Here is a 16103-nt window from a genome sequence, read left to right on the forward strand (position 1 = left end):
CCCGGGACATGTTCCCTCGACAAATTGGCCACTGGACATGTCCCGTGGCTGGCGCCGGGATTGGGCATGTCCCCCGTGCGCCCATGACGCGCAGCGAGGTGCATGTCCAGCGGTGGGGGCGGCAAATGGGCATGTCCCGGAGGGGGCCTCGCCGTGCCTAGTCCTATAGGATCTGAAGATGCAATTAGCTTCCACCGGCAGCCATTCTGAGGGGCGCCCCGCCGGCCGCGCAGTCAGCCGGCAGGTCCTGGCGGACCACGTTTATGAAGAACTTCTGGCGTCGCTGATGGATGGCCGGCTGGAACCCGGAACCGCGGTCAGCATCGACGGGACCGCCCGTGAACTCGACGTCTCGCCCACCCCCGTGCGGGAGGCGCTCGCCAGGCTGGAACACACCGGGATGGTGCGCCGCGTGGCCCTCAAGGGCTACCGGGTTGCTCCGGTGTTCACCCGGGAAGACTTCGCCGAGCTCATGGAAGCCCGGCTCGCGATCGAGCCCGTGAACGCCCGCCTGGCGTGTGCACGGCTGACGCCCGGCCACCTGGCCGAACTGGAACGGGCAGTCGCCGATCTCAAGGACGCGCCGCGCGGGCCTTCCTTCGCCGAGTTCCGCGGCTACCTCGAGGCCGACGAGCGGTTCCACCGGCTGATCGCGGAGCAGACAGGCAACCAGTTCATGGTGGCCGCTTATGCCGCCCTCGGCGGACAGATTCAGCGCTTCCGCCTGTTCGGGGGAGTGGGGATCACCGACGCCGACCACGCGATCGCCGAACATCAGGCCGTCCTGGATGCCTTGGCGACGGGCGACCCGGAGAAGGCCGCAGCCGCCATGGCCGAGCACGTGCAAAAGGTGCGCGGCCGCGCCATCGCGGACGCCCCCGCGGAATAAGGCTCACTTCCCAGGCTGACGCACGCGGGCCCAACGCCGCGTAACAGCGCGCCGCGCCCGGCTTCTGAGCCCTCTTTTTGTGACCCTCTTCACAGCTGATCGAAGACCCTATAGGATCTTCGATTGTGACGGCTACGGTGCCGGCATGGGGAGTCACAAGGGAGTGAAGAGTGCAAACAGAAACTTTGGCCGCAGGGCCCAAGGAGTCCGCAACACGCCGCACCATCAAGAATCTGCGGTGGTGGATTCTCGGCTGGGCGCTGGCCGCCGGCATTATCAACTACATGGACCGCAGTGCAATCTCCATCGCCGCGCCGCAACTGATCAAAGACTTCGGCATGACCCGGACGGACATTGGCCTCCTGGGCACCGTGTTCTCCTGGACCTACGCTTTTGCCCAGCTGCCCGCTGGCTGGCTCGTGGACAAGCTGGGCGCCCGACGGATGTACTTCCTCGCAATCGCGGGCTGGAGCATCGCGACCGCGCTGATGGCCGTCGGCACAAAGATGTGGCAATTCGTCACCTTCCGCTTCCTGCTCGGCATCACCGAGGCCCCCAACGGGCCGGCGTCGGCAAAGCTCACCGCCGACTGGTTCCCCCGGGCCGAGCGCGGACAGGCCACCGCCATCTGGGACAGCGGTTCCAAGTGGGGACCCGCCATCGCGCCGCCCGTCCTGACCGCCATCATGCTCGCGTTCGGCTGGCAGGCCATCTTCCTCTTCCTCGGCGTCGCAGGCATCGTGCTGGCATTGGCCTTCTTCCTTTACTACCGCGCTCCCGAAGAGCACAAGCGCATCAGCGCGAAGGAACTGGATTACATCGAAAGCCAGCGCACCACCCAGCTCCTGACTGCCAAGAAGGTATCGTGGCTCGGACTCTTTAAGCACCGCCAAATCTGGGGCATGATGGCCGGATTCTTCTGCGTCATCTGGATCTGGAACATCTTCATCGTCTTCCTGCCGCTCTACCTGCAGGAAGAACGCGGTGCCAGCATCGCCACCTCCGGCTGGCTTGCGGCTGTCCCGTACCTCGGCGCAGCCATCCTCGGCATCACCGGCGGCTGGGTCATGACGCGCTACGCGAAGAAGGCCGGCCGCGATCCGTTGCTGGCCAAGCGCCACGTGATGTCCATTGCAGCGATTGCCGCCGGCATCTTGATCTGCCTCATCCCGTTCGTAGATTCCCTCCCGCTCGCCATCGCTGTCATGACCGTGGCACTGGGCTTCGTCGCCACCATGCAGGCGGCCGCGTGGGCCATGCCCGGCGACATCGTGGACAACTCACAGGTTGCCTCCGTCGGTGCCATCCAGAACTTCGGCGGCTACTTCGGCGGCGCCTTTGCCCCTCTGCTGACCGGTGTGATCGCCGATGCCACCGGCTCCTACGCGCCGTCGTTCGTGATCGGCGGCGTCATCGCCGCCCTGGCCGCAGTGGCATACACCGTGCTGGTCCGCGAACCCATCAAGGACAAGGCCGCAGCAACGCAGACAGAAAGCCGAACCGACGCATGAGCACAGCAACAAATGCATTGACGACGACGGCGGCCGCCCCGGCGGCGGAAACCACCACTGCGGCGGGAACCTCCACTGCGGGCACCGCCCGCTCGCCGTTCACCGTGGCCGTCACCGCCGACGCCGCGCGGCCGGACGGAAGCTCCATTCACGGGGATCTGGGGCTGCAGCGGCTCAGCGAGCATGGCATCAGCTGGAGCGTCCTGCCCACTTACACAGACCCGGTTCCGCTGGCCGACCTCGCCGGGGTCCAGGCCGTGCTGTCCCTGGGGCACATCGCCTTCGATTCACGCACCGTGGACCACGCCCCGGACCTGAGGCTGATTGCCCGGTTCGGGGCCGGCTACGAAACCATCGACTTGGACGCCTGCACCCGCGCCGGCATCGTTGTCACCAACACCCCGGATGCCATCCGGCGGCCGTTGGCGGTGGCGGGACTGACGCTGCTCCTGGCGCTCTCGCACAAGCTCCTGGCCAAGGACAGGCTGACCCGGACCTCTGACTGGGCGCAGCGCGAGCATTACCGCGGCGCGCCGCTGGTGGGCCAGACGGTCGGCATCGTGGGCTTCGGCAGCGTGGGCGCTGAGCTCGCCCGCCTCCTGGCCCCGCTCGGGGTGAAGGTCGTGGGCAACAACCGCAGCGGCCGACACGCGGAGGCCGCCGGACTCGGCGTCAAGCTGCTGGGCCTGAACGAGCTCCTGGAGCGCTCGGATTACGTCGTGCTCTGCGCCGCGCTGACACCGGCGACCGAAAAACTGATCGGCGCGGCCGCGTTGGCGCGGATGAAGCCAAGCGCCTACTTGATCAATATCGGCCGCGGAAAGCTCGTGGACACGGATGCCCTCCGGGACGCCCTGCGGGACGCCCGGATCGCCGGCGCCGGCCTGGACGTCTTTGAGCCGGAACCCCTGCTTCCCGACGACGAGCTCCTGACCTTGGACAACGTGGTGCTTTCCCCGCATTCCCTGTGCTGGACCGAGGACTTCACGCGGGACGTCGCTGCCAGCGCCATTGGGTCAATCCTGGCGGTCGCGGCAGGGGAGCGCCCTGCCAACGTCCTGAATCCGGAGGTCTTCGCGACCGCGGCCTTCGCCGCGAAGCGCCCGTAACCCGGGGGTGTGACCTTGACAACATCCCTATAGATAGTAAATCCTATAGGAAACAGGATTCCACGAAGGAGTGAACCCATGGCCTATACAGCCGAAAACTGGCCCATCACCGCAGCGCTCCTGCAGTTCCCGGGGACCGACGCGCAGGGCAGCCACATCAACGACGCCGACGCCTCCGCCTGGGCCGAGGTCCTCAGCGAGGTCAAGGACGCCGGCTTTGCCAATGCCGACCTCACGGACAGCTGGGTCCGCCCCGGCGACCTGAGCTCTCCGCGGCTTGCCGAGTTCAAGCAGACCGCGGACAACGTCGGCATCGGCATCCCCGTCATCTCGGCCATCCGCCGCAGCGTGATCGAGGAAGGCAACTGGGAAGCCAACCTGGCGTACAGCCACCGCACCATCGACGCCGCCGCCGAGCTGGGCTGCGAGGTCGTCTCGTTCGGACTGCACCAGGCCATCACCGCTGAGCAGCAGAAGCAGCTCTGGTTCTGGACCGTCGAAGGGTACAAGGACCCTGCAGGGGACAAGGAAACGTGGGGCAAGGCTGTGAGCCGCCTGCGCGAACTCGGCCAGCACGCGGCCGAGGTCGGTGTCCTGCTCTCGCTCGAAATGTACGAGGACACGTACCTCGGCACCGCGGATTCCTCCGTTCAGCTGGTCCAGGACATCGGCCTGGCCAACGTCGGCATCAACCCGGACATCGGCAACCTCATCCGGCTGCACCGCCCGATCGAGGACTGGCGCGAGATGGTCGCCAAGACCCTCCCGTACTCCAACTACTGGCACATGAAGAACTACATCCGCGACGAGGACGTCGCCCGGGACACCTACGTGGCGATGCCGGCCCCGATGGAAAGCGGCCTCATCAACTACCGCGAGGCGTTCAAGACCGCGCTCTCCGTCGGCTTCCAGGGCATCCTGTGCACCGAGCACTACGGCGGCGACGGCCTCAGCGTCACGGCCAGCAACCAGGACTACCTCCGCCGCCAGGTCCTGCCGAAGACCGACGGCTACGCCCTCGGCAGGAGCCAGGTGGCCCAGGGCCGGCAGTTGCCGGCAGCCACGGCACTCGCCAGCGCCTGAACGGGCGCCGACACCGGGGCGTGGTGCGGCCGTCAAGCCACTTGGGGGCGGCCGCACCACCCCACCTCTCTACCCACAGCATTAGTTCTCCAACACGGATTCAATGAGGAACCATGACCCAGATCTTCGACAATCCCGCTGATTTCGCGGATGAGGCACTGGACGGCTTCGTTGCGGCCAACCGCGGCTACGTGGCCCGAGTCGACGGCGGCGTCGTCCGCTCCACCGAAGTCCCCTCCGGGCAGGTGGCCCTGGTGGTCGGCGGCGGCTCCGGGCACTACCCGGCCTTCGCCGGCCTCGTCGGGCCCGGACTGGCCACCGCCTCGGCCTGCGGCAACATGTTCGCCTCGCCCGCGGCCGGCCAGGTTTACCGCGTGGCCAAGACGGCCAACGCCGGCGGCGGCGTGCTGCTGAGCTACGGCAACTACGCCGGCGACGTCCTGCACTTCGGCCAGGCCCAGCTGCGCCTCAACGCCGAAGGCATCGAAACCCGCACTGTCCTGGTCACCGACGACATCGCCAGCGCCCCGCTGGAGCAGATCGAGAAGCGCCGCGGCATCGCCGGGGACCTGACGGTCTTCAAGATCGCCGGCGCCGCCGCAGAGGCGGGACTGAGCCTGGACGACGTCGAACGGCTGGCCATCCGGACCAACTACCGCACCCGGTCCCTCGGCGTGGCCTTCGACGGCTGCACGCTGCCCGGCGCGGAGGCCCCGCTGTTCTCTGTCCCCGCGGGGCACATGTCCCTGGGCCTGGGCATCCACGGCGAACCGGGCATCTCCGACCACCCCATGCCCACCGCCTCCGAACTGGCCGAACTCCTGGTCAGCCGGCTCCTGGCCGACAAACCGGACGACGCCGGCACCCGCGTGGTCGCAATCGTCAACGGCCTTGGCACGGTCAAGTACGACGAACTCTTCCTGCTGTTCGGCAAGATCGAGAAGCTCCTCACCGCCGCCGGGCTCACCGTCGTCGAACCCGAATGCGGCGAGCTCGTCACGAGCCTGGACATGTCCGGCCTGTCCCTGACCCTGCTGTGGCTGGACGAGGAACTCGAGCAGTACTGGGCCGCCCCGGCCGACACCCCGGCGTTCCGCAAGGGAAACCTGGCACCCCGTGCCCGCCGCGAACTCGCCGGTCCGGACGCCGAAGAGACCGCCGACGTCGAACGGCCCACCGCCGCGGCGGCAGCCCTCGGCCGGATGGCCGCCGACTTCCTCGGCCAGGCGCGGGACGTGGTGGTCGAGCATGAGGAAGAACTGGGCCGCCTGGACGCCGTCGCCGGCGACGGCGACCACGGGATCGGCATGCGCCGCGGCGTGGACGCGGCAGTCACCGCGGCCGAACAGGCTGCCGCGAACGACGGCGGCGCCTCGCCGTCGCGGGTCCTGACCGCTGCGGGGGAGGCCTGGAGCGAACGCGCCGGCGGCACCTCGGGTGCGCTCTGGGGCTCGGCGATCATCGCCGCCGGACAGGCCCTGGGCAACCAGGACAGCTACAGCGGCGAGGACGCGGCCGCCGCGGTCACGGCCTTCGTGGATGCCATCACCGCGCTCGGCAAGGCCGAGCCGGGGGACAAGACCATGGTGGACGCCCTCTTGCCGTTCCAGGACGCGTTCCTCACCGCGTTCGACGCCGGCACACCAGTGGCCGGTTCCCTCGCCGCGGCGGCGGCCGCCGCCACAGCCGCCGCAGAGCGGACCGCCGGGCTGCGTCCGCTCAAAGGCCGGGCCCGCCCGCTCGCCGAGAAGAGCCTCGGTCACCCCGACCCCGGAGCGGTGTCCTTCGCCCTCATCGCGACCCGGATATCCACCCACACCGACACCGCAGACACAGGATCCCGGCCCGGCACCCCCGAGCCGGTGGAACAAGGAGCACAAGCATGAGCACAGCAACAGGCTGGCGCGTGGTCATCGGCAACGATGAGGCCGGCGTCGAATACAAGAACGCGCTGAAGGCGCTCCTCGAAGCCGACCCCCGCGTGGCGTCCGTGCAGGACGTGGGAGTCGGCGCCAATGACTCCACCGCCTATCCGCACGTCGCCGTCGACGCGGCCCGCAAGATCGCCGACGGCGACGCCGACCGGGCGCTGCTGATCTGCGGCACCGGCCTGGGCGTGGCGATCGCGGCCAACAAGGTCCCCGGCATCCGCGCCGTCACGGCCCACGACAGCTACTCGGTGGAGCGGTCCGTCCTGAGCAACAACGCCCAGGTGCTCACGCTGGGGCAGCGCGTCATCGGGCTGGAACTGGCCAAGAAGCTCGTGGGCGAATGGCTGAGCCACCGCTTCGACGAAAACTCCTCCTCCGCCGCGAAGGTGGACGCCATCTGCTCGTACGAACCCGAATACACGAAGGCAGTCTGAACATGACCGAATCAACAGCAACCGCAGCCGCCATCAACGCCGCCCGCAAGATCGCCGTCGTCGGCTCCGGCTACATGGGTGGCGGGATCGCACAGGTCCTGGCACTCGGTGGCGCCCGGGTGGCGCTCGCGGATGTGTCCGCGGAAGTGGCCCAGAAGAATTACGAGCGGCTCCTGGCCGAATCCGACGAATTCGTTGCCGCCGGGCTCTTCCCGGAAGGCGCCACCGCAATCCTGAAGGAAAACCTCTGGCCCGCCAAGGACATCGAGGAGGCCGTGGCGGACGCCGACTTCATCGAAGAGGCCGTCCCCGAAGTCATCGAGATCAAGCACCAGACCCTCGCCCGCATCAGCGCGGCCGCCCGCCCGGACGCCATCATCGGGTCCAACACGTCTACGATCTCCATCGCGGACCTGTCCGAGCCGGTCACCAACCCGGAACGCTTCCTGGGCGTGCACTTCTCCAACCCGTCCCCGTTCATCCCGGGCGTGGAAATCATCCCCCATGCCGGCACCTCGGCCGCGACGGTCGGCACCGTCCGCGACCTCGTGCACGCGGCCAACAAGCAGACCGCCGTCGTCAAGGACGTCACCGGCTTCGTGCTCAACCGGCTCCAGTACGCGCTGTTCCACGAGGCCGCCCAGCTGGTGGAACAGGAGATCGCGACCGCGGAGGACGTCGACACCCTGGTCCGCACCACCTTCGGCTTCCGGCTGCCGTTCTTCGGGCCCTTCGCGATCGCCGACATGGCAGGGCTGGACGTCTACAACTTCTGCTACAAGTCCCTCCAGACCGATTTCCCGGAACGGTTCGCCACCCCGAAGATCCTCACCGACCTGGTGGAGGCCGGAAAGCTGGGCACCAAGACCGGAGCTGGCTTCCTGAACGTCCCGGCGGTGCGCACGCCGGAACTGATCGCCTACCGGAACAAGGCGTACGTGGCCATGCAGAAGCTCATCGACGAGCTCGGCCCCGCCCCCATCAGCTGATTCCGCATCTTCCTCTTTCACTTCAGGAGCCTTCCCATGAGCACTTTCCCCACAGAACGCACCGCCATCATCACCGGCGCCGTGTCCGAGCGCGGCATCGGCCGCGCCACCGCCAGCTACCTGGCCGCACAGGGCTGGAACATCGGCATCATCGACCTCGATGACGCACTCTGCAAGGCGGCGGCCAAGGAACTGGCAGCCGAGCACGGCGTCAAGGCCTTCGGCGCCGGCGCCAACGTTTCCGACGAAGGCTCGGTCCGCGCGGCAATCGACGCCATCGAGGCGGAACTGCCGCAGATCGTTGCCCTCGCCAACGTGGCCGGCGTCAGCTCTCCGGTGCCCTATCTGGAACTCGACGCCGCCGAATGGGACCGGGTGCTGAACATCAACCTCAACGGCGTCCACTACGCCACCCGCCGCGTCGCGGAATCCATGGTGAACAACAGGATCGGGCGCATCGTGAACATCTCCTCTGTCTCCGCGCAGCGTGGCGGCGGCACCTTCTCCAAGACGCCGTACTCGGTGGCGAAAGCCGGCGTGATCGGCCTGACCCGGGCCACGGCCCGTGAACTGGGCGAATACGACATCACGGTCAACGCCATCTCACCCGGGCCCATCGACACCGACATCATGGGCGGCACCCTCAGCGAGGAACGCAAGGACGAACTCACCAAAGACCTCGTGGTCAACCGGGTCGGCTCCACCCGGGACATTGCAGCAGCCATCGCCTTCCTCATCAGCGAGGACGCCGGCTACATCTCCGGCCAGACGCTGAATGTGGATGGCGGACTCTACATGCACTAAGGAAGAAGCCTCGTGGCACAACACAGCCAAACCCCCGCGTCCGGATTCGCAGCCTGGAGCAAAGGACGGAAGATCTACCTCGCCGTCGGGATCCTGGCCTGCGTGGCCGGCGTCCTGATGATGGTTTTTTCGCGCTAGTTTTCTCCGGCCGGAGCCGACCTGGCCTGCCTTGGCTCGGCCTCATCCGGCCACTTTCATGCAACTGATTCACCCCCCTGAGTTACACCACTGATTGCTCGACGAGGAGTTTTTTGATGACCGTAACAACAACGTCCACCCGGGACCTACTGGAGACACCGGTCCTAAAATCGGCCATCTCCAAGGCCTCCCGCCGGCTGATGCCCATGCTGGTGATCCTGTATGTGGTCGCCTTCCTGGACCGCACCAACGTCGGCTTCTCCGAAGCTGCCCTGGGCGTGGACAAGGGCATTAGCGCCGGCGCCTTCGCCCTGGGCGCCGGGATCTTCTTCATCGGCTACGCCCTGTTCGAGATCCCGAGCAACCTGCTCCTGACCAAGTTTGGCGCCAAGGTATGGCTGGCCCGCATCGCCATCACGTGGGGCATCGTCTCGGCCTGCTTCGCGTTCGTGCAGGGTGAGACGTCCTTCATCATCCTGCGGTTCCTGCTGGGTGTCACCGAAGCCGGGCTGTTCCCCGGCGTCATCATGTTCCTGGCCGCGTGGTTCCCCAACAAGGTCCGCGTCAAAATGTTCGCCATCTTCTACCTGGCCCAGCCGTTCTCCCAGATGCTGGGCGCCCCGCTGTCCGGTTGGCTGATCAACATCGGCGATCAGGTCCCCGGCGTCCAGGGCTGGCAGGTCATGTTCTTCGTCGAGGGAATGCTGGCGGTCGTCGCCGGCGTCGCCGCGTACTTCTTCCTGATCAACAGCCCGCAGGACGCCAAGTTCCTGGACAAGGACGAGAAGAACGCGCTCCTGGAGGTCATGGCGCTCGAGGACACCGTCAAGGAAGAATCCGGGCCGCGCGGCGTCCTGGCGGCCATGAAGAACGGCAAGGTCTGGTACTTCACCGTCATCTACTTCTGCCTGCAGATCGCCGTCTACGGCGTCACCTTCTACCTCCCGCAGCAGGTCGCCCAGCTGACCGGCCAGAAGGTGGGCATCGCCGTCGGCCTGATGGCAGCCATCCCGTGGTTCTTCGGCATCTTCGCCTGCTACTTCATTGGCAAGGCCGCGAACACCGTGATCCGCCGCCGGGTCTGGGGCACCGGGCTGTTCATCTCCACCGGACTCTGCATCTTCGGTTCCGCGTGGGCCGGCGCCAACCACATTCCGGCGCTCGGCATCATCTTCATCACCCTTGCCGTGTGCTCGTTCCTCTCCATCGGCCCCATCGCGTGGTCCTACCCGACGGCGTTCCTCACCGGAACCGCCGCGGCCGCGGGGATCGGCCTGATCAACTCGCTCGGAAACCTCGGCGGCTTCGTGGCGCCGATCCTGCGCACCTCGGTCAACCAGATGACCGCCTCGGAGACCGGGACCATGGGCGTCTATGCCCTCGGCGTGCTCCCGTTCCTGGCAGCGGTCATGATGTTCGCGACCCGCCGCTTCAAGAACAAGGCCGACGAACTGCTGGAGCAGTAAAGGCTCCCGGCCTCACTTCCAGCGCGACGTCCAGCGCCCATCCACTGGATCCAGCAGAAAGCACCAACACATGCAGCAGAACCCCGGCAGCCAGACCTCCAACACCCGCATCCTGGTGGGGGTCAGCACCAAGATGTACCTCGGCTACCGGGACAGCCTGGACTGGCTCGAGCGGCTGCAGCACGAAGTGGACACCCGCCCGGCCCTCGCGGCCGGGCGGGTCGTCCCGTTTGTCATCCCGTCCTTCCCCGTCCTGCCCGCGGCGGCCCGGCTCTTGGCGGGTTCACCGCTGCTGCTCGGTGCGCAGAACTGCGGCTGGGCGGACGGGCCCTGGACCGGGGAAGTAGCCCCGTCCATGCTGGCGGAACTCGGCGTCCGGCTCGTGGAGATCGGCCATGCCGAACGCCGGCGGCACTTCGGCGAGGACGACGCCATGGTGGGCCTCAAAGTCCGGGCCGCGGACGACGCCGGGCTCACCCCGCTGCTGTGCGTGGGGGAGCGCGACGGCGGGCAGCCGGCGGCCGCGGCGGACTTTGTGTTCGGCCAGATCGAGTCGGCTGTCGACGGCGACTGGGACCTCGCCGGCCGCCTGGTGGTGGCCTACGAACCGGTCTGGGCCATCGGCGCGGCCGAGCCGGCCGCCGCCGCGTACGTGTCCGACGTCGTCCGCCGGCTCCGGGACCAGCTCACCGCCGCCGGCGTGCCAGGGTTGCCGGTCATTTACGGCGGATCGGCGAAGCCCGGACTGCTGCCCACGCTTGAGCGTCTCTCGGGCCTGTTCCTGGGCCGGTTTGCACACGACCCCGTGAATTTCGGCGCCGTGCTGGATGAGGCACTCCTGCTGGCCGAGGGCTTCACTGCACCGGAACCAACCCCCGTGGGACATGTCCAGCCTTGACCGCGTGCGACGGGCATGATGCCTAGATGTCCCTTGGTCGAGGGCAAGAATGAGCATGTCCCGTGGGGTGGCTGGCGAGGAATGGACATGTTCCGTTGGGTGGGTGGCGAAGAGTGGACATGTCCGGCCTTGGCCGCGTGCGATGGGCATGATGTCTAGATGTCCCTTGGTCGAGGGCAAGAATGAGCATGTTCCGTGGAGTGGTCAGCGAAGAGTGGACATGTCCGGCCTTGGCCGCGTGCGACGGGCATGATGTCTAGATGTCCCTTGGTCGAAGGCAAGAATGAGCATGTCCCATGCTGTGGCCATCGAAGAATGGGCATGTTCCGTGGAGTGGGCAGTGAAGAGTGGACATGTCCGGCCTTGGCCGCGTGCGATGGGCATGATGCCTAGATGTCCCTTGGTCGAGGGCAAGAATGAGCATGTCCCAGGCTGAGGCCACCGAAGAATGGGCATGTCCCTCGTCGGACGGTGCGGCAAAGACGGCTAGGCGCGGACTGACCTCTGGCACAGGCCGATGAAGCCGCCCAGCTGCTCCAGACCCTCGGGGTGGGCGGGGAGGTAGTTGGTCAGTTCGGGCGCGCGGACGATCACGGCACGCCATTGGCCGCGGGACACCGCCACATTGATCCGGTTCCGCGAGAGCAGGAACTCCATGCCCCGCGGAGCCTCGGCCACCGCAGAACATGCCATGGACACAATCACGACCGCGGCCTCCTGTCCCTGGAACTTATCCACGGTCCCCACCCGCACGCCGGAGAGATTCGCGGCGTCCAGCGCATCGCGGATGACGTTGACCTGTGCGTTGTAGGCAGCCACCACCAGGATGTCGGCCGCCTCCAATGGCCGGGCTCCGTCTGCGGTGTGCCAGGAAAGGCCCAAATGGCGGCGCACCTGCCCGACGACCTCGGCAGCCTCCTCGGCCGACGACGTCGTGTTCCCGCTGTGCGGCACCATCACCGTCTCAATCCCCGCGGGCACACCCTCCAGACGGCGCAGATCCGCGGGCGGGGCGGAACGTAACCGGCCTTCGTAGGACAACTCCGAGACGGCCAGGCACAGCTCTGAGTTCATCCGCCACGAGTCGGCCAAGAAGTAGCCAAGCTCGGGCGGCAGCGTGGCGTGGCCTGCGGAAATCCAGCCCAGGGCAGACTCGTCGACCGGCTCGGGGTGCCTGCCCTGGCTGACCTGCGGCAGCTGCTGCGGGTCGCCGAGCAAGAGCAGCCGGCTGCTGGCCTGGGCCACGGCAAGGGTGTTGGCCAGCGAGAACTGGCCGGCCTCGTCAATCACCAGGAGGTTCAGGGAGCCGGCCGGGACGGTGGCGCCGGTCATGGTCCACGCCGTGCCACCGACGAGGGCGCCTCCAGGCGCACCCAACAGCTCCGCAACGTCCTTGCCGGTGCGCCGGGCCCACGGCAGGGCGTCGTTGTGCTTCACGTCTTTTGCCACCAGCGCCGGGTCGACCCCGGCCTTCGTGACGGCGGTCTTCAGCAGGTTCTCCACCACCGCATGCGACTGGCCGACGACGCCGACTTTCCAGCCACGGGCCACGAGCCGGGCGATGACGTGGGACCCCACATGGGTCTTGCCCGTTCCGGGCGGACCCTGCACCGCCAGGTAGGAGTGGTCAAGGGCCAGCACGGCCGCCGTGATGGCTTCAATGAAGCGGTCCGGTCCGGCACCAGGCTGCGGCAGTGAAGCTCCGGCGGCCAGCCTCGGCGGCTGACGCCGGACGAGGTCAAGCGCAGGATGGCGGGGGAAGGAGCCGGACCCCAGGCCGGCGACCACCGTGTCAGCAAGGGCTGCCAGTGCTTGCTCGAGGCTCTTGGTGGCGAGGGGTTGGTCTTCCGTCAGCGCAATGGGGAGGTCATTGTAGGGCGGTATCTTCCGGTGCAGCCGGTCCCGGATGATGACGGTGTCCTTGCCGTCCTCATGCCCCAGCTCCAGGACCTCCGTGCCGAACCATCCGCTCCGCCCAGTTCCGTTCTTGCCGGTACCCTCCAGCCCGGCGGGAAGAGGCAGCTCGTACATGCGGAACCACTTGCTGCCCTCGCGGAGGTCCGACCCGGGACTCACGGAGCCGGTCAGCTTGACCCGCCGCTCCGGAAGTTTGGTCCCTGTCTGATGCCAGTCGTCGAGGAGTTCCGCGGATTCGACGAGGAATACGTTCCGGTCCCGTTCGTGCGTGTCCGGACCGTGCTCACACCGGTCGAAGTGCGCCCACCAGAACGACTTGCGCTCCCGGCGGTGATAGCTCACGGCCGCGGCCAGCATGGCGACGGCCTTACGGTCGTCCTCGGACAAGCCGCTGCCCGGCTCAGCAAATTCCATCAGTGCCAGCTCAGCCGGGGCCAGCGCGGCATCGGCTCGTGCCGAGCCGTCGTCGGGGCCGTCCTCTAAGCCCGCCTCCGCGCCGGACGCCGCGCCCGCCTCCGCGCCGTGCTGCTCCAGCCGGCGTTCCTTGGCCAGCCCGAGCAGCCAGTTCCGGAGCTCCAGCGTGGAGAGGCAGTCGTATTCGTTGTAGTCGGAGATCCCGGCGAGGATTGTGGCCGCTTCGTCGGGCCGCTCATTGTCCCTCGCGTCGCAGAACCGTGCATAGGCAATCACGGAGGCGCCGGCATCCTTCACTTCGCCAGTTCGAAGGTTCGCCCCCATGTAGAGCGGCTCGAGCTTCTTGATGCTGTAAGAGTTCTCGGAGATCCTGATGCTGTTCCGGACCGTTTGGTACAGGTCCACCAGCAGGCCTTCGCGGAGCCACTCGTCCACGATGTCCTCCCCGGCAACGTGCATCACCGAGAGTTTCCGAAGCGCCGTTTTTTCATACGGTGCGTAGTGGTAGACGTGCATGACCGGGTGGTCCCGCCGGCGTTTCTCGACATAGTCAAGGAAATCGAGGAACGCCTGCTTCTCCGCCTCCCGGCTGTGGGCCCAGAATGGCCGGAAAATCCCCGGACTGCCGGGCTCGGTGGGCGCCTCAATCACGCCGAACAGGTACTCGAGCCCCCACACTCCCGTGGCGCGGTCCTGCCACAGCGGATCGCCTTCGAAGTCGAAGAAAATATCGCCCCGGCTCGGTGGGGGCAGCTCGGCCAAGGTTTTCCCGGGCAGGACGCCGTAGCGGATGGTGTGCTCTTCGCCGTCCTTGCGGTAGCAGACTTCGCCGTCGGCAGGGCCAACGCCGCTCTGCATCCGCGCCTGTTCCTGCAGGCGCAGGAGCGTAGGTGTGGGCTTGGTGAGGGTCGCTTGCGCCAGGTCAGTGACTGAACTAATCCCACGTTCGTGGAGGTTCTTGCGCTGCACGGAGTTCATCCGGGCCACGAGGAGGAGATCGTCGGTGGCTTTGACTTGCTCCTGGCAGTAATCGCAGCGGCCACAGGCGGTGAGCCCGGGCGCGCCCCAGCCCACTGGTCCCGGCTGTGCGATGTGCGCGGCGGTCAGCGCGAGGAAACGCTCGCGGCGCTCGCGGAAAACCGGCAGGATCTCGGAGAGTTTGTGGTGGCTTCGCACGTAGTCGAATCCGCCGCCGGGCAGCTGCACCGTCGAGCCGAGGACGAGTGTCACCGCCGGGTCCACCGGGATCCCGGCCTTCAGCAGCTGGTCGCCGTAGGCGGCCAGCTGGAGCAGGGCCGTCACTTTTGCGTGGCGGGCGAGTTTGGTGTCGAACACGGCGTAGCTGCCGTCGGCGTGCCGCACGAGGAAGTCGGAGCGGCCGTGGAACTGGCCGTCGAAGAAGGCGGCCTGGAAGACGACGTCGGCTCCAGCCCGCAGCGCCCCAATGGACTCGGCGTGCTTGGCCGCCAGCGTGGCACGGTCCATGGCCTCGGCCGGGACGACGTCGTACACTCCGTGCCCGGTGGCCGGATCCCAGTCGCCAAACTCCGCCACGAAACCGCCGAGGACCTTGCGCTCGTGGAGGTCACCCAACACCGCTGCATGCTTGAGCATCTCGTCGTCTTCGAACGTAGCCCTGGGGGACCGGCCCAGCTTCTCGTCGAGTTTGCGCAGCAGCTGATACTCGCAACTCGCTGCCATCACGAGGTCGCTCGCGGAGTAGACCAGATCCGGTGATGAGCCCGGTACCTCAGGTTCAAGAAAAAACACTGTGCCCCCGTTGCTGGTGCCCCGTTGTTGGTGCCTCCGCTATTCAAGCTATCAAAGCCGTCTGACAGTTAAACACGGGACCGGAACCAGGCAATGTCCTCTGGTTCCTGTCGCAGGACCGGCGTAGGGTCTGAGGACTATGACCGAACAGCAACCGTATGAGCTGGTCCAGCGCTACGCGCACTTCGAGCTGCGCCGCTATCCCGCGTACGCCGTAGCGGAAATAGAGGTCAAAGCGACCTTCGACCGCGCCGGGAATGCCGCTTTCCGGCACCTGTTCAACTACATCAGCGGCAGCAACACGGCGCAACGGAAGCTGGCGATGACGGCCCCGGTGATCCAGGGGCCCGGGCAGTCGCAAAAGCTGGCGATGACCGCGCCGGTATTGCAAAGCGGCCCGCTGCCGGGAAGCGCAGAGCCCGCTGATTTCATCGTGGCCTTTGTGCTCCCCGCTGGGGTGACGGCGGAGACGGCGCCGGTCCCGGCGAACCCAGACGTTAGAGTCCGGGCCCAGCCAGGTTCCCTGGCAGCCGCCCTTCGGTTCTCCGGCAGCGGGTCGGAGGCGGCCTTTGTACGGCGAAACGATGGCCTCCAGGAGGCACTGAAGCTAGCTGGGCTGAAGCCTGTGGGGCCGCCACGATTCGCCCGTTTTGATCCGCCGTTCAAGCCGTGGTTCCTGCGCCGCAACGAGGTTGTTCAGGACGTGCAGGAACCCTTTACTCCTCCGGGCGAGCCCGGCCGCTGACCGGG

At 67.1% G+C, this 16103-nt stretch carries 13 protein-coding genes; 12 read left to right on the forward strand and 1 reads right to left on the reverse strand.

The annotated features are described in order from the left end of the window. Positions 1-178: 178 nt before the first annotated feature. The 11 genes from AC1DNG_RS12610 (at position 179) to AC1DNG_RS12660 (ending at position 11252) form a co-directional block, all read left to right on the forward strand. Entirely contained in the window at positions 179-889 is a 711-nt protein-coding gene (locus AC1DNG_RS12610; RefSeq protein WP_476872093.1) for a GntR family transcriptional regulator, read from the forward strand. Between the two features lie 170 nt (positions 890-1059). Then, positions 1060-2400: an MFS transporter gene (locus AC1DNG_RS12615; protein WP_476857129.1), complete on the forward strand. Its 1341-nt coding sequence runs from the start codon at positions 1060-1062 to the stop codon at positions 2398-2400. Then, positions 2397-3509, forward strand: coding sequence for a 2-hydroxyacid dehydrogenase (locus tag AC1DNG_RS12620; protein ID WP_476887471.1), 1113 nt, complete (start codon positions 2397-2399; stop codon positions 3507-3509). Before AC1DNG_RS12615 ends, AC1DNG_RS12620 begins: the two co-directional genes overlap by 4 nt. A 78-nt stretch (positions 3510-3587) precedes the next feature. Continuing rightward, positions 3588-4592 (forward strand): sugar phosphate isomerase/epimerase family protein, encoded by a 1005-nt coding sequence (locus AC1DNG_RS12625; protein ID WP_476887472.1) that lies wholly within the window; start codon positions 3588-3590, stop codon positions 4590-4592. A gap of 113 nt (positions 4593-4705) precedes the next feature. Then, the gene (dhaL, locus tag AC1DNG_RS12630; protein ID WP_476887473.1) at positions 4706-6478 is read left to right on the forward strand and encodes a dihydroxyacetone kinase subunit DhaL; all 1773 of its coding nucleotides are present in this window, start codon (positions 4706-4708) and stop codon (positions 6476-6478) included. Next, the gene (locus AC1DNG_RS12635) at positions 6475-6957 is read left to right on the forward strand and encodes a ribose-5-phosphate isomerase (protein ID WP_018775886.1); all 483 of its coding nucleotides are present in this window, start codon (positions 6475-6477) and stop codon (positions 6955-6957) included. Before dhaL ends, AC1DNG_RS12635 begins: the two co-directional genes overlap by 4 nt. A 2-nt stretch (positions 6958-6959) precedes the next feature. Further along, positions 6960-7946, forward strand: a complete 987-nt coding sequence (locus tag AC1DNG_RS12640) for a 3-hydroxyacyl-CoA dehydrogenase family protein (RefSeq protein ID WP_476859710.1) — start codon at positions 6960-6962, stop codon at positions 7944-7946. A gap of 36 nt (positions 7947-7982) precedes the next feature. Continuing rightward, a complete protein-coding gene (locus AC1DNG_RS12645) occupies positions 7983-8750 on the forward strand; it encodes an SDR family NAD(P)-dependent oxidoreductase (protein ID WP_476857133.1) in 768 nt (255 codons plus the stop codon). Positions 8751-8762: 12 nt separating this feature from the next. Further along, positions 8763-8888, forward strand: a complete 126-nt coding sequence (locus AC1DNG_RS12650) for a hypothetical protein (RefSeq protein ID WP_018775883.1) — start codon at positions 8763-8765, stop codon at positions 8886-8888. A 116-nt stretch (positions 8889-9004) separates the two neighbouring features. Beyond that, a complete protein-coding gene (locus tag AC1DNG_RS12655; protein ID WP_476857134.1) occupies positions 9005-10354 on the forward strand; it encodes an MFS transporter in 1350 nt (449 codons plus the stop codon). Between the two features lie 70 nt (positions 10355-10424). Then, on the forward strand, positions 10425-11252 hold the full coding sequence (locus tag AC1DNG_RS12660; protein ID WP_476887474.1) for a triose-phosphate isomerase family protein: 828 nt from the start codon (positions 10425-10427) through the stop codon (positions 11250-11252). A gap of 486 nt (positions 11253-11738) precedes the next feature. Here AC1DNG_RS12660 and AC1DNG_RS12665 read toward each other — a convergent pair whose 3' ends face one another. Then, on the reverse strand, positions 11739-15353 hold the full coding sequence (locus tag AC1DNG_RS12665; protein WP_476887475.1) for a TM0106 family RecB-like putative nuclease: 3615 nt from the start codon (positions 15351-15353) through the stop codon (positions 11739-11741). Positions 15354-15492: 139 nt separating this feature from the next. Between AC1DNG_RS12665 and AC1DNG_RS12670 the strand changes: the two genes are divergently transcribed. Beyond that, positions 15493-16098, forward strand: a complete 606-nt coding sequence (locus tag AC1DNG_RS12670) for an SOUL family heme-binding protein (RefSeq protein WP_476887476.1) — start codon at positions 15493-15495, stop codon at positions 16096-16098. The last annotated feature ends 5 nt before the right edge of the window (positions 16099-16103 follow it).

Source organism: Arthrobacter sp. 01T425, from assembly GCF_056398725.1.

Bases quoted from the DNA above. Each gene is read 5' to 3' on its own strand.
- AC1DNG_RS12635 (WP_018775886.1), top strand. From the start codon at position 6,475: ATGAGCACAGCAACAGGCTGGCGCGTGGTCATCGGCAACGATGAGGCC.
- AC1DNG_RS12670 (WP_476887476.1), top strand. From the start codon at position 15,493: ATGACCGAACAGCAACCGTATGAGCTGGTCCAGCGCTACGCGCACTTC.
- AC1DNG_RS12610 (WP_476872093.1), top strand. From the start codon at position 179: ATGCAATTAGCTTCCACCGGCAGCCATTCTGAGGGGCGCCCCGCCGGC.
- AC1DNG_RS12620 (WP_476887471.1), top strand. From the start codon at position 2,397: ATGAGCACAGCAACAAATGCATTGACGACGACGGCGGCCGCCCCGGCG.
- AC1DNG_RS12645 (WP_476857133.1), top strand. From the start codon at position 7,983: ATGAGCACTTTCCCCACAGAACGCACCGCCATCATCACCGGCGCCGTG.
- AC1DNG_RS12625 (WP_476887472.1), top strand. From the start codon at position 3,588: ATGGCCTATACAGCCGAAAACTGGCCCATCACCGCAGCGCTCCTGCAG.
- AC1DNG_RS12640 (WP_476859710.1), top strand. From the start codon at position 6,960: ATGACCGAATCAACAGCAACCGCAGCCGCCATCAACGCCGCCCGCAAG.
- AC1DNG_RS12660 (WP_476887474.1), top strand. From the start codon at position 10,425: ATGCAGCAGAACCCCGGCAGCCAGACCTCCAACACCCGCATCCTGGTG.
- dhaL (WP_476887473.1), top strand. From the start codon at position 4,706: ATGACCCAGATCTTCGACAATCCCGCTGATTTCGCGGATGAGGCACTG.
- AC1DNG_RS12655 (WP_476857134.1), top strand. From the start codon at position 9,005: ATGACCGTAACAACAACGTCCACCCGGGACCTACTGGAGACACCGGTC.